The 13,237-nt window shown below is 73.8% G+C and carries 8 protein-coding genes; 2 read left to right on the top strand and 6 right to left on the bottom strand.

Translation table 11 applies throughout. The features are described 5' to 3' along the window. Nucleotides 1-2: 2 nt before the first annotated feature. The 4 genes from ACWPWW_RS07070 to ACWPWW_RS07055 all read right to left on the bottom strand — a co-directional run bounded on the left by ACWPWW_RS07070 (nt 3) and on the right by ACWPWW_RS07055 (nt 7,856). On the bottom strand, nt 3-1,706 hold the full coding sequence (locus ACWPWW_RS07070) for a diguanylate cyclase (protein WP_454049628.1): 1,704 nt from the start codon (nt 1,704-1,706) through the stop codon (nt 3-5). A gap of 208 nt (nt 1,707-1,914) precedes the next feature. After that, entirely contained in the window at nt 1,915-3,102 is a 1,188-nt protein-coding gene (locus ACWPWW_RS07065; RefSeq protein WP_454049627.1) for an acetate/propionate family kinase, read from the bottom strand. After that, on the bottom strand, nt 3,099-5,180 hold the full coding sequence (pta, locus tag ACWPWW_RS07060; RefSeq protein ID WP_454049626.1) for a phosphate acetyltransferase: 2,082 nt from the start codon (nt 5,178-5,180) through the stop codon (nt 3,099-3,101). Before pta ends, ACWPWW_RS07065 begins: the two co-directional genes overlap by 4 nt. 192 nt (nt 5,181-5,372) lie before the next feature. Continuing rightward, a complete protein-coding gene (locus tag ACWPWW_RS07055; protein ID WP_454049625.1) occupies nt 5,373-7,856 on the bottom strand; it encodes a phosphoketolase family protein in 2,484 nt (827 codons plus the stop codon). 237 nt (nt 7,857-8,093) lie between these two features. On the opposite strand from ACWPWW_RS07055, the gene ACWPWW_RS07050 reads away from it, so the two are divergent. Next, the gene (locus tag ACWPWW_RS07050; RefSeq protein WP_454049624.1) at nt 8,094-9,050 is read left to right on the top strand and encodes an SURF1 family protein; all 957 of its coding nucleotides are present in this window, start codon (nt 8,094-8,096) and stop codon (nt 9,048-9,050) included. 21 nt (nt 9,051-9,071) lie between these two features. Here the strand turns inward: ACWPWW_RS07050 and ACWPWW_RS07045 are convergent, their stop codons facing one another. Together ACWPWW_RS07045 and ACWPWW_RS07040 are read right to left on the bottom strand one after the other, a co-directional pair. After that, a complete protein-coding gene (locus ACWPWW_RS07045; protein WP_454049623.1) occupies nt 9,072-10,805 on the bottom strand; it encodes an ABC transporter ATP-binding protein in 1,734 nt (577 codons plus the stop codon). Further along, nucleotides 10,786-12,675 carry an ABC transporter transmembrane domain-containing protein gene (locus ACWPWW_RS07040; RefSeq protein WP_454049622.1) on the bottom strand — a complete coding sequence of 630 codons (1,890 nt, stop codon included), beginning with the start codon at nt 12,673-12,675 and terminating at the stop codon, nt 10,786-10,788. The genes ACWPWW_RS07045 and ACWPWW_RS07040 overlap by 20 nt, the downstream gene beginning before the upstream one ends. A gap of 134 nt (nt 12,676-12,809) precedes the next feature. Here ACWPWW_RS07040 and ACWPWW_RS07035 point away from each other — a divergent pair, with 134 nt between their 5' ends. Next, on the top strand, nt 12,810-13,232 hold the full coding sequence (locus ACWPWW_RS07035; RefSeq protein WP_454049621.1) for a DUF3817 domain-containing protein: 423 nt from the start codon (nt 12,810-12,812) through the stop codon (nt 13,230-13,232). Nucleotides 13,233-13,237 lie beyond the last annotated feature (5 nt).

Raw genomic sequence — 13,237 nt, 5'->3', positions numbered from 1 at the left:
GCTCAGACGCCGACCGGCACCGGCGCGCCCTCGGGGCTGCCCAGCGGCTCGCCGTCGAACCGCACCTGGTTCCGGCCCTGCCGCTTCGCGCGGTACAGCGCCGCGTCCGCACGGGCCGCCAGCGTGTGCGCGGGCTCGTCCGGCGCGGCCATGGCGCCGCCGAAGCTCATCGTCACGTGCAGGTCGGGGGAGAGGTCGTGCCAGGGGAAGCCCGCGATCGTCGTCCGGATCCGCTCGCACACGGCCGTCGCCTGCTCCAGCGGCGAGTCCAGCAGGACCAGCGTGAACTCCTCGCCGCCGACCCGCGCCACGACGTCCCCGACCCGGACCGCGCCCGTCATGATCTGGGCGACCCGGCGGAGCACCTCGTCCCCGACGGGGTGGGAGTGCTGGTCGTTGACGGACTTGAACAGGTCCAGGTCCGCGACCACGTACGCCAGCTCCGTCTCCTGCCCCAGCCGCGCCGCCAGGATCGCGTCCAGGCCGCGGCGGTTCAGCAGGCCCGTCAGGGGGTCGTGCGCGGCGTCGTGCTGCAGGGTCTCGTTGAGCGCGGCCAGCTCGGTGGCGCGCTTGCGGGCCTGGTCGCGGGCCTGGCGCACGCGCTCGACGTCCAGCTGCGCGTTCACGACGATGCCGCGGCGCTCGGCCGCCTGGTCGCGCTGCAGCATGACCGCCTCGTGGTACCGGCGGTGCGTGTCCAGCGCCGCCCGGAGGTCGCCGGCGTCCTCGTGTACCAGGACCAGCTCGAGCAGCACGTCCGCGCGCTCCATCGGCCGCAGGGACTGCTCGGTCAGCAGGAGGCCCGTCGTCAGGGTCGCCCGCGCGCCGGCGTAGTCGCCCCGCAGCCGGCAGAGGCGGCCGTGCGCCGCGTGGTAGCGGATCGTCAGGTAGCGCGCCGCGACCCGCGGCAGGGCCCCGGCGACCGCGGTGAGCGCCTCCGCGGCGGCGTCCAGGTCCCCGCGCGCCATCTGGGCGCGCGCGATCCGCACCTGCGCCTCCGCGGCCATCCGCGGGTTGCCGGTGTTGCCGCCCTCGGCGTCGGGCACGCCGTGCGCGGCGGCGAGGCCCTGGGTCGCGAGCCGGACGGCGCGCTCGGCGAGGACGCGGCTGCGCACGGGGTCCGTCGCCTGCAGCGCCTCGCTCTCGTCCGTGTCGAGCTTGGCCAGGCCCGACAGCGTCGCGCAGGTGCCGTCGGGGCGGTCCAGCTCCGGCCAGAGCAGCGCGGCCTCGTCCAGCAGCTCGCGGGCCTTCTCGGGGAACCGGCCCATCGAGATGTAGGTGTCCGCCAGGTTGTTCAGCGCGGCGGCCAGGCCCTCGGTGTCGTTCAGCTCGCGGCGGATCAGCAGCGACCGGTCCAGCAGCTCCAGGGCCGACAGGTTGTCGCCGAACCCGTTGTAGACCGCCGCGAGGCCCTGCAGCAGCCGGCCCTCCCACGCCCGCAGGCCGTGGGTCGTGCTCAGCTCGAGGGCGCGCTCCATCGAGGCCAGCGCGAGCGCGTCGTCACCGAGCAGGTGGTGCGCCCAGCCGCCGTTGTACTCGAGCTCGATCTCCTGCGGCACGGCGCGCTCCGCACGGGCCAGGTCCAGCAGCTCCGGCAGCGCGGCGACGCACAGGGCGGGCGCCGCGTCGCACAGGCGGTCGACGCGCTCCAGCGCCGAGCGCCAGAAGGACGCGCGGTCCTCCTGGGGGGCTCGGGCAGTCGTCATGCTCGTCGTATCGGCCCACCCCCCGGGTGGCTGGAGACGTCGAACGGGTGAAATCCCGGGGGCTGGACACCGTGTCCGGCAAGCGGGACCGCTGACACGACATGAACAGCGTCTGCCGGGCCGTGCGCCGCGCCCCGTCGACGGGGCCCGGCACGCGCGAGGGCCCGCACCGGCGTCCGGTGCGGGCCCTCGCGCGGGGGCGGTGCCGTCAGGCGATCGTCGCGACCGACTGCCGGGCGATCTCGAGCTCCTCGTTGGTCGGGATCACCAGCACGGTGACCTCGGCGCCGTCGGGGGAGATGACCGTGGGCTCCTTCTTGCGGCCCGCGTTGCGCTCCGGGTCGACCTGGATGCCGAGGCGCTCGAGGTCCTTGAGCGCGTTGAGGCGGACGATGTCGTCGTTCTCGCCGATGCCGGCGGTGAACGTGATGACGTCGACGTGGCCGAGCTCGGCGTAGTACTTGCCGACGTAGCCCTTGATGCGGTGGTAGTACACGTCGAGGGCGGTCTTGACGCGCTCGTCCCCGTTGGCCACCGCGTCGTGCACGTCCCGCATGTCGGTGTAGCCGGACAGGCCGAGCATGCCGGACTTGCGGTTGAGCAGCTCGTCGAGCTGGTCGATGGAGTAGCCGCCGACGCGGGCGAGGTGGAACAGCACGGCCGGGTCGATGTCGCCGGACCGGGTGCCCATGACCAGGCCCTCGAGCGGCGTGAGGCCCATGGAGGTGTCGATGCACTCGCCGCCGCGCACGGCCGAGGCCGAGGCGCCGTTGCCCAGGTGCAGCACGATCGTGTTCAGCTCCTCGACCGGCCGGCCGAGGAACTCCGCGGTCGCCCGGGACACGTACAGGTGCGAGGTGCCGTGGGCGCCGTAGCGGCGGATCTTGAACTCGGCGGCGACGTCCTGGTCGATCGCGTAGGTGTACGCGGCCGGGGGCATGGTGCGGTGGAACGCCGTGTCGAACACCGCGACGTGCGGCACCGTCGGGAACGCGTGCCGGGCGGCCTTCACACCGGCGACGTTGGCCGGGTTGTGCAGCGGCGCGAGCGGGGACAGCGCGTCGATCTGCGCGAGGACCTCGTCGTCGATGACGACCGGGCCGTCGAAGACGTCGCCGCCCTGGACGATCCGGTGGCCGACGGCGGTCAGGTCCTCGGCGCGGAGCTGCGGACCCTGCTGCTCGAACAGGTCGAGGACGAGCCGCATGCCGGTCTCGTGGTCCGGCACGGCCTGCTCGAGGACGGTCGCCCCGGAGGGACCCTCGTGCTTGACCTTGCCGACCTCGAGGCCGATGCGCTCCACGATGCCGCTGGCGAGGGCGTCGCCGCTGGTCACGTCGACCAGCTGGTACTTGATCGACGAGGAGCCGGAGTTGATGACGAGGACGTGGTTCACTTCGAGCCTTCCGAGGTCGCGTTCAGGGCCTGGGCCTGGATCGCCGTGATGGCGACGGTGTTGACGATGTCCTGCACCAGGGCACCCCGGGACAGGTCGTTGACGGGCTTGCGCAGACCCTGGAGCACGGGGCCGACGGCCACGGCGCCCGCGGACCGCTGCACGGCCTTGTAGGTGTTGTTGCCGGTGTTGAGGTCGGGGAACACGAAGACCGTGGCCCGGCCGGCGACGGCGGAGTCGGGCATCTTGGTCTGCGCGACCGAGGCGTCGACGGCGGCGTCGTACTGGATCGGGCCCTCGACGCTGAGGTCGGGGCGGCGCTCGCGGACCAGCTCCGTGGCGGTGCGCACCTTGTCGACGTCGGCGCCGGAGCCGGACGAGCCGGTGGAGTAGGACAGCATCGCGATGCGCGGCTCGATGCCGAACTGGGCGGCGGTCTCGGCGGAGGAGATCGCGATGTCGGCGAGCTGCTCGGCGGTCGGGTCCGGGTTGACGGCGCAGTCGCCGTAGACCAGGACGCGGTCCTCCAGGCACATGAGGAAGACCGACGACACGACGGACGTGCCGGGCACGGTCTTGATGATCTCGAACGACGGCTTGATGGTGTGCGCCGTCGTGTGCGCGGCGCCCGAGACCATGCCGTCGGCGAGGCCGAGCTGCACCATCATCGTGCCGAAGTAGGACACGCTGGAGACGATCTCACGGGCCCGCTCGACCGTCATGCCCTTGTGCTTGCGCATCTCGGTGTACTCGGCGGCGAACCGCTCGAGCAGCTGCCCGGACTTCGGGTCGATCACCTTCGCGGCGGACAGGTCCAGGCCGAGCTCGGTGGCGCGGCCCCGGATGGCCGCCTCGTCGCCGAGGATCGTGAGGTCGGCGACCTGGCGCTGCAGCAGCGTGGAGGCGGCGCGCAGGATGCGGTCGTCGTTGCCCTCGGGGAGGACGACGTGCCGGCGGTCGCCGCGGGCGCGGTCGAGCAGCTCGTACTCGAACATGAGCGGGGTGACGACCTCGGGGGCGGGCACCTCGAGCGCGGCGAGGGCCTCCTCCGCGTCGGTGTGCTTCTCGAACAGCGCCAGGGCGGTGTCGACCTTGCGCTGGGAGTCGGCGGACAGGCGGCCGCGGGTGCCGGCGGCGGCGCTGGCGGACCGGAACGTGCCGAGGTCGGTGCGGATGACCGGCAGCTTGCTGCGCAGGCCGTCGACCAGGCGGCCGACGATCTCGGGCGGGGTGAACCCGCCGTTGAGGATGATGCCGGACAGCGACGGGAAGCCGTCGGCGGCGTGGGCCATCAGCAGGCCGAGCAGGATGTCGGACCGGTCGCCGGGGACGATCACGACGACGCCGTCGCTCACGCGCTCGAGCAGGTGCTCGACCGACATGGCGCCCACGAGCACCTCGGTGGCCTCGCGGGACAACAGCTGCGGGTCGCCCGAGAGCAGCTCGCCCTCCACGGAGTCCATGAGCTGGCGCACGGTCGGTGCGACGAGGAACGGCTCCTCGGGCAGCGCCCAGGCGGTGGCGCGGGTGGAGAGCTCGGCGCGGACGGCGTCCAGGTTCGCGGGGTCGCAACGGTTCGCGACGATCGCGACGACCTGCGCGTGGCCGGCCTCGAGCTCGGCGGCGGCCACCTCGGCGACCTGGCGCACCTCCTCCGGGGAGCGGTCCTGGCCCTTGACGCACAGCAGGACGGGCGCGCCGAGGTTGGCGGCGATGCGCGCGTTGAACCCGAGCTCGGCAGGGCCGGCGATGTCGGTGTAGTCGGTGCCGACGATGACGACCACGTCGCACTGGCGTGCGACGGCGTGGTAGCGCTGGACGATCGTGGCGAGCGCCGCCTCGGGGTCGGCGTGCACGGCCTCGTAGGTGGTGCCGATGCAGTCCGCGTAGGACAGGTCGACGCCGTCGTGGGCGAGCAGCAGCTCCAGCACGTAGTCCGGGGTCTCGGTGGACCGGGCGATCGGCCGGTAGACGCCGACCTTCTGCACGGTGCGGGTCAGCAGGTCGACCAGCCCGAGTGCGACGGTCGACTTGCCGGTGTCCCCCTCGGGGGACGTGACGTAGATGCTGCGGGCCACGGGTGGGCATCTCCTTCTCGAGAGGACCGGGGTCGCCGGCTCGACAGGTGGTGGGATGAATTCTGCCGGACGCCGGGGCCCCGGCGCGCGGTCCGGGCCGGTGACGGTCGCCACCTGCCCGGACCGACCTAGGTCCTACACAGCCGATGGCCCGCACCACGGGTGGTGCGGGCCATCGGCCGCAGCGGGCTGCTACTCGTTGTCGCCGCCGGTCGCGGCGACGTTCTGCTGGGGACCGCCGACCTCGGTGCCGGTCTCGCCCGCGTCCGGCCACACCCAGTCGCGCACCTCGGGCAGGTCCTCACCGTGCTCGCGGGTGTACTCGTGGGCCCGGAGGCGGGCGTCGACCATGCGCTGCCGCAGGCCCGCGTACCTCGACCCCAGCGACGGCGTCTGGTCGATGACGTCGATCACCAGGTGGTACCGGTCCAGGTCGTTCAGCATGACCATGTCGAACGGCGTGGTGGTCGTGCCCTCCTCCTTGTACCCCCGCACGTGCAGGTTCTTGTGCCCCTTGCGGCGGTACGTCAGGCGGTGGATGAGCCACGGGTAGCCGTGGTAGGCGAACACGATCGGCTTGTCCGTCGTGAACAGCGTGTTGAAGTCGCGGTCCGAGAGGCCGTGCGGGTGCTCCCGCTCGTCCTGCAGGCGCATGAGGTCCACGACGTTGACGACGCGCACCTTCAGGTCCGGCAGCTCGTCGCGGAGGATGTGCGCCGCGGCCAGCACCTCCAGCGTGGGGACGTCGCCGGCGCAGCCCAGGACGACGTCCGGGTCCTCGCCCTCGACCTCGGTGCCGGCCCACTCCCAGATGCCCAGGCCGCGGGTGCAGTGCGCGACGGCCTGGTCCATCGTGAGGAAGTTCGGCGCGGGCTGCTTGCCGGACACCACGACGTTCACGTACTGCCGGCTGCGCAGGCAGTGGTCGTACGTGGACAGCAGGGTGTTCGCGTCCGGCGGCAGGTACACCCGGACGATCTCGGCCTTCTTGTTGACCACGTGGTCGATGAAGCCGGGGTCCTGGTGGCTGAAGCCGTTGTGGTCCTGCCGCCACACGTGGCTGGACAGCAGGTAGTTCAGCGAGGCGATGGGCCGGCGCCACGGGATGTGGTTGGTGACCTTGAGCCACTTCGCGTGCTGGTTGAACATCGAGTCGACGATGTGGATGAACGCCTCGTAGGAGGTGATCAGGCCGTGCCGCCCGGTGAGCAGGTAGCCCTCCAGCCAGCCCTGGCACTGGTGCTCGGACAGCATCTCCACCACGCGGCCCATCCGGGCCAGGTGGTCGTCGACGTCCGTCGGCAGGTACTCGGCGTTCCACACCTTGTCGGTGACGTCGAAGACCGCCTGCAGGCGGTTGGACGCGGTCTCGTCCGGGCCGAAGATCCGGAAGTTGTCCGGGTTCCGGCGGATGACCTCGGTGAGGTACTGGCCGAGCACGCGGGTGGCCTCGGAGATCGAGCCGCCCGGCACGGGCACCTCGACGGCGAAGTCGCGGAAGTCGGGCAGCCGCAGGTCCTTCAGCAGCAGCCCGCCGTTGGCGTGCGGGTTGTCGCTCATCCGCAGGGTCCCCGGCGGGGTGAGCGAGGTGATCTCGGCCTTGATCGAGCCGTCGGCCTCGAACAGCTCCTCCGGGCGGTACGACTGCAGCCAGCCCTCCAGGACCTGCAGGTGCTCCTCGGTGTCGCGGGCGCTGGCCAGCGGCACCTGGTGCGAGCGCCAGGACGCCTCGACCTGCTTGCCGTCGATCACCGGCGGGCAGGTCCAGCCCTTCGGGGTCTTGAAGATGATCATCGGCCAGGACGGTCGGGTCTCGTCGCCGGCGTGGGCGCGGGCCTTGATCTCCGCGATCTCGTCGAGGACCTCGTCCAGGAGGGCCGCGAACCGGGCGTGCACCGCCGCGTGGTCCTCGCCGTCGAACCCGCCGACGAACAGGTGCGGCTTGTGGCCGTACCCGCGCATCAGGTCGAGCAGCTCCTCCTCCGGGATGCGCGCCAGCACCGTCGGGTTGGCGATCTTGTACCCGTTGAGGTGCAGGATCGGCAGCACGACGCCGTCCGACCTCGGGTCGATGAACTTGTTCGAGTGCCAGGACGTCGCCAGCGGGCCGGTCTCGGCCTCGCCGTCGCCGACCACGGCCGCGACCAGCAGGTCCGGGTTGTCGAACACGGCGCCGTACGCGTGGGACAGGGCGTAGCCGAGCTCGCCGCCCTCGTGGATCGAGCCGGGGGTCTCCGGAGCCACGTGGCTCGGGATGCCGCCCGGGAACGAGAACTGCCGGAACAGGCGCCGTACGCCCTCGGCGTCGGGGGTGATGTCCGAGTAGACCTCGGAGTACGTGCCGTCCAGGTAGGCGGAGGCGACGAGGCCCGGGCCGCCGTGGCCGGGGCCGGTGAGGTAGAGGGTGGACTGCTCGCGCTCCGCGATGACGCGGTTCAGGTGCGCGTACAGGAAGTTCAGACCCGGGGTCGTGCCCCAGTGCCCCAGCAGACGCGGCTTGACGTGGTCCCGCGTCAGCGGCTCGCGCAGCAGCGGGTTGTCCAGCAGGTAGATCTGCCCGACGGACAGGTAGTTCGCCGTCCGCCACCAGGCGTCGATGCGTCGGAGCGTCTCGTCCGTCACGGCCTGGCCGGAGCCGGTCCGCCACGTGGCGAGCTCGGACGTCGTCGTTGTCATGTCTCTCCCCGTTGTCGCACAACCACGGATGTGCCGTGGGCCCGGTCGAGCACCCCCCGCCGGACCTCCCCAGCCTTGCGGCGCCTCGCGTCGCGATCCGGGACGTCCGACCTAGGCCCCGGGCTGCCAGGCAGCCGTTAACCATCCAATCGCATCGGGCACCGGGGTGCATGTGGCCCGGGGGCCTGGGAGGCCCGCGGCCCCGGGCCTCCCAGGTCGGACGGGTACCGTGCTGCGGTGCCCTCGGACCTGCCCACGGACCCGCGCCCGGACCCGGTTCCGGCTGAGCCGGCAGCGCCGGCCGAGCCCGTCGTGGCCGCTGCGCCTGCTGCTGGCGCCGTGCCCGCCGTGCCCGCCGTGCAGCGCCCGACGCTCTGGAGCGTCGCGCGCACCCCGCGGATGATCGCCCTGCTCATGCTCTTCCTCGCCGTCGCCGCCGTGTGCGCCCGGCTCGGCGCGTGGCAGCTGGAGCGTGCGGAGGTGCGGGGCGCGTCGGCGCAGGCGGCGAAGCTCGCGGAGATCGAGGCGCAGGCGCCGGTGCCGCTCGAGGACGTGCTGGCGCCGCAGTCGACCTTCGACGGCGGCCTGGTCGGCCGTCGGGTCGAGGTGACCGGACGGTACGAGGCCGACGGTCAGCTGCTCGTGGTGGACCGGGCGCTGGACGGCCGCACGGGCTACCTCGTGCTGACGCCGCTGCGGGTGGCGTCGGACGACCCCGGGGCCGACGGCGCGGTCCTGCCGGTCGTGCGGGGCTGGGTCGCCGACGGCGACCCGGACGCCGCGCTGGTCGAGGTGCCGGCGGGCGACGTGCGGGTGACGGGGTACCTGCAGGGGTCCGAGGACTCGGGCGCCGCGCACGGTGCCCTCGCGCCGGGGACGACGGACTCCATCTCCTCGGCCGAGCTGCTCGGCGTCTGGGGCGGACCCATCTGGACGGGCTACGCCGTGCTGACCGACGCGGAGCCGGCGCAGGACCCCGGGATCGCGGTGCTGCCGCCGCCCACCCGCGCCGGCACCGGGCTGAACATCCAGAACCTCGGCTACGCGGCCCAGTGGTTCGTGTTCGGCGGGTTCGCGGTGTTCCTGTGGGTGCGGCTGCTCAAGGACGAGGTGCTGCGGGAGTCCGGCGAGCTCGGCCCCGAGGAGCCCGGGCCGGACGGCCCCCGCGGGCCCGAGCAGGCACCCGCCACCTGAGCGGGTCCCGGAGCGTCAGGCTCACTCCCGCTGCCAGGAGTGCCACAGCGCGGCGTAGTCGCCCCCGGCCGCGACCAGGTCGTCGTGCGGCCCGATCTCGCTGATCCGCCCGGCGTCGACCACGGCGACGCGGTCGGCGTCGTGCGCGGTGTGCAGCCGGTGCGCGATCGCGACGACCGTGCGCCCCTCGAGGACGGCGGAGAGCGACCGCTCGAGGTGCCGGGCGGCGCGGGGGTCGAGCAGCGACGTCGCCTCGTCCAGCACGAGGGTGTGCGGGTCGAGCAGCACCAGCCGGGCGAGCGCGATCTGCTGCGCCTGCGCCGGGGTGAGCGCGACGCCGCCCGAGCCCACCTCGGTGGCGAGGCCCTGCGGCAGCGCACCCACCCAGTCCCACGCGTCGACCGCGCGCAGCGCCCGCTCGAGGGCGTGGTCGTCGGCGTCGGCGTCGGCCAGCCGCACGTTGTCCGCGAGCGGGCCGACGAAGACGTGGTGCTCCTGGGTGACCAGGGCGACGTGGCCGCGCAGCTCGTCGAGCGGCAGGTCGACCAGGGGCACGCCGCCGACCGTGACGGAGCCGCCGGTGGGCGGGTGGATGCCCGCGAGCATCCGGCCGAGCGTCGACTTGCCCGCGCCGGACGGGCCGACGACCGCCAGCCGCTCGCCGGGTCGCAGCGCCAGGTCGACGCCGTGCAGCACGTCGTGGCCGGGCCGGTAGGCGTAGCGCACCGCGCGGGCGGCCACGTCGTCGTCGGCGGGCCGCGCGTCGGTGGCGGCGCGGTCGGGGGCGACGTCCGCGACGCCGATGATCCGGGCCAGCGACGTGGCGCCGACCTGGATCTCGTCGAGCCAGAAGATCAGCTCGCCGATCGGGTGGATGATCTGCGTCGCGTACAGGGCGATCGTCGTGACGGCACCGACGGTGGCGTGCTCGGTCGAGACCAGGTACGCGCCCCAGGCGAGCACCGCGACGATCGGGAGGACGAACGACGTGTCCACGCCCGGGAACAGCACGGTGCGCAGGTTCAGCGTCCGGCTCTCCGCGGCGAACGCCTCGCGCAGGTCGGCGTCGACGCGGGCACGACGGCGGGCCCCGAGCCCGAGCGCGTCGACCGTGCGGGCGCCCTCGACGGACTCGGTGATGGTGCCGTTGAGGGTCGCGTACGCCGCCGACTCCCGCAGGTAGGCCGGCGCCGCGCGGCGCAGGTACCAGCGGGTCACCGGGACCAGCAGCGGAAGCCCCGCCAGCAGCCCGAGCGCGACCAGCGGGCTGGTGAGCACGGCGGCCACCATCGTCAGCACGATCGTCGCCGCGGTCACGAGCAGGCGGGGGACGCCGAACCGGACGGTGTACTGCACCCGGTCGATGTCGGTGGTGGTCCGGGCCACCAGGTCGCCGGTGCCGGCGCGCTCGACGGTCGACAGCGGCAGCCGGGTCACCGTGGCGACGAACTCCTCGCGGAGCTGGGCGAACACGGACTCGCCGAGCACCATCGCGGCGCGCTGGGCGTACCGAATGAGCACGGTCTGCGCGAGCACCGCGACGACGAGCACGGCGACCGTGCGGTCGATCGCGGACGTGGTCGTGCCGGTCACCACGGCGTCGACCAGGCGGCCGAGCAGCCACGGCCCCGCGAGGCCTGCGGTGGCGGCGAGGACGTGCAGGACGACGACGACGCCCAGCCCGCGGCGGTGCTGCCGCAGGAGCGCGGCGGTGTGCCGGCGGAGGGCGGGGGCGTCAGCGACGGGCAGCTTCACGGCGCGCCTCCTCGGGGTCGGGCTGGGGGTGCGGGACGTGGTCGAGGGCGGCGGCGGGGTCGTCGTGGTCCTCGGTGCGCGACACGACCGCGCGGTACGCGGCCCCGGCGGCGTCGGTGGCGGTGACGAGCGACCGGTGCGTGCCCGTCGCCAGCACGCGGCCGTCCTGCACCAGGGCGACCTCGTCGACGGCGTCGAGCACGAGCGGGCTGGCGGTGACGACGACGGTGGTGGCGCCGCGGCGCGCGTCGGCGAGGCGGCGGGCGATCCGCGCCTCCGTGTGCGCGTCGACGGCGCTGGTCGGCTCGACGAGCACCAGCACCTCGGCGCCGGTGAGCAGCGCACGGGCCAGCGCGACGCGCTGCCGCTGCCCGCCGGACAGCGAGCGGCCCTTCTCCTCGACGTCACCGTCGAGGCCGCCGGGCACCGAGTCCAGGACGTCGCCCGCGTCCGCGACGGCGAGGGCGTCGAGCAGCGCGTCCCGGCCGGTGCCGCCGCGGACGTCGAGCTCGTCGACGAGGGTGCCGGTGAACAGGTGCGGCGTGGACTCGGCCACGACGACGCGCCCGCGGACCTCGGACAGCGCGAGCTCGTGCAGCAGGGCGCGGCCCCAGCGCACGGACGACAGCGGGGGGTCGGGCTCGGTGGTCGGCCGCGTCCCGTCCTGCCCGGAGTCGTCGAGGTCCTCGTCGTCCGTGCCGCCGTGCCGCGCGGGACCCATGCGGCCCAGGCGCAGCGCGATGCGGGCGGTCTCGTCGGGGTCGGCGCTCACCAGCGCGGTGATCCGGCCGGGCCGCACGACCACGCCGCTCGCCTCGTCGACCATCGGCTCGTGCGGGGCGGGGGACGCGGCCGGCGTGGCCGGGTCGTCCGACCCGGCGACGGGCACCGACAGCACGGTGATGATCTTGCGGGCGCCGACGACCGCGCGGGTCACGACGCGGATGGCCTCGCTCGCCGTCCACAGCGGCTGCGTGAGGAAGGCCGCGAACCCGTAGAAGGCCACCAGCTGGCCGGGCGTGATCTCGCCGCTCAGGGCGAGGCGCGCACCCACCCACACGACGACGGCGAGGAACAGGCCGGGGAGCAGGGTCTGCAGCGCGTCGAGCAGCGACTGCGTCTGCGACACCCGGACGCCCGCGGCCCGGACCACCTGGGACTGCGCGCGGTACCGCGCGGCGAACACGTCCTCGCCGCCGATGCCGCGCAGGATGCGCAGCCCGGACACGGTGTCCGCGCCGATGGTCGTGAGCCTGCCGGTGGCCTCGCGCTGGGCGGACTGCCGCCGCTGCAGGGGCCGCACCAGCAGCGACAGCACCGCGACGACCACGGGCAGCCCGAGCAGCACCAGCAGGCCGAGCGGCACGGACGTGGACAGCAGCACCACGCCGAGGGTCAGGTAGGCCGCGATGCCGCCGACCAGGCGGGGGAGGATCGCGAAGACCTCGCCCATCCGGAGCGCGTCCGAGGCGACGGTGGCGACGACCTCCCCGGTCGGCAGCGTGTCGGTGACGCGGTCGCCCGTGCGGGTGACGTGGTGGCCGATCTGCTGGGACGACGCGAACGCCGCGCGCAGCCAGTTCTCGACGTCGAGGCGGTGGCCCCAGACGTTCGTGACGACCTGCACCATCCCGAGCGCCGCGACGCCGAGGCAGCCGAGCCAGAGCGCGCTGCTCAGCCCGTCGTCGAGGCCGTCGTCGACGACCCGGCCGAGCTGCCACGGCATCAGCGCCGCGGCGACGTTGCCCACGACCGCGACGGCGACGGCACCCAGCAGCACGCCGATCTGCCGCCGCCCCTGCCAGAGCATGAGGCGGTACGGACCGGTGAGCGGGGGCCGACCGGGGTCGGGGAGGGGAAGGGGTCGCACGGCCGACCACGCTACGGGTGACCCCCGACACGCACCACGGTTTTGCGGGTCGGGCCCCGCCCGGGTGCAGGACCCCTGCCGGACCTGAGCGAGAATCGGTGCAGCACCCGCGACCGCCGAGAGGACCCCCCGCGATGACCGAGCCCACCGGCCAGCCCGCGTCCACGCCCACGCCCGCGACCGCCCGCCCCGCGGCACCCGTGCTGGGCGACGCCCGCGGCCGGCTGACCCGGTACCGCGTGATGGCGTTCGTGACCGGCACGATGCTGCTGGTCCTCTGCCTGGAGATGCTGCTGAAGTACGTGTTCCACGCCGCCGGCGTGGACGCCGCCGGGGACCCCCGGCCCGTGCTGGGCATCTGGGTCGCGATCGCGCACGGCTGGATCTACGTGGCGTACCTGTTCACGGTCGTCCAGCTGTGGTCGTCGATGCGCTGGTCGCTGGGCCGGCTCGTCACGATGGCGCTCGCGGGCGTCGTGCCGGTGATGTCGTTCGTCCTGGAGCGGAAGGTGCACGCCGAGGCGCTCGCGCGGATCGAGGGCTCGCCCGCCCGCTGACGGGT

This window comes from Cellulomonas sp. Marseille-Q8402, from assembly GCF_965119525.1.
The sequence above is the reverse complement of the archived record's forward strand: the minus strand, read 5'-3'. Positions and strand labels throughout refer to the sequence as shown.

Coding starts and splice junctions, on each gene's coding strand:
- ACWPWW_RS07055 (WP_454049625.1), bottom strand. CDS start 7,856: ATGACAACGACGACGTCCGAGCTCGCCACGTGGCGGACCGGCTCCGGC.
- ACWPWW_RS07035 (WP_454049621.1), top strand. CDS start 12,810: ATGACCGAGCCCACCGGCCAGCCCGCGTCCACGCCCACGCCCGCGACC.
- ACWPWW_RS07070 (WP_454049628.1), bottom strand. CDS start 1,706: ATGACGACTGCCCGAGCCCCCCAGGAGGACCGCGCGTCCTTCTGGCGC.